This is a genomic window from Bartonella sp. AA2SXKL (assembly GCF_042197205.1).
Taxonomy (GTDB): domain Bacteria; phylum Pseudomonadota; class Alphaproteobacteria; order Rhizobiales; family Rhizobiaceae; genus Bartonella.
Map to the genome: position 1 here is coordinate 320 of NZ_JBHIRN010000243.1, position 283 is coordinate 602.

1 protein-coding gene is annotated in these 283 nt (G+C 37.1%); it reads right to left on the reverse strand.

Going from position 1 to position 283, the window contains the following annotated elements; all coding sequences use genetic code 11:
• Positions 1 to 279 (reverse strand): ATP-binding cassette domain-containing protein (locus ACFINS_RS10990; RefSeq protein WP_375706292.1); only part of this gene is annotated, 279 nt, incomplete at its 3' end.
• Positions 280 to 283 lie beyond the last annotated feature (4 nt).

The window sequence follows — 283 nt, forward strand, 5'->3', positions numbered from 1 at the left end:
TTCCTCTTTACTCAGTTTTAGATTTTTGAGACCAAAAGATAAATCCTCTTCCACTAATGGTAAAACAATTTGATTATCAGGATTTTGGAAAACAAATCCTACTTTATGCTTTATTGCCTTTGCATCGTTCTTGGTATCAAGCCCATCAACACTCACAAAACCATGAGAGGGTAATTGTAGCCCATTGATGAGACGAACAAATGTACTTTTTCCAGAACCATTCGCACCAATAACAGCGATTCGTCTTTCGGTAAGCTGTACGGTAATATTCCTCAACACATAC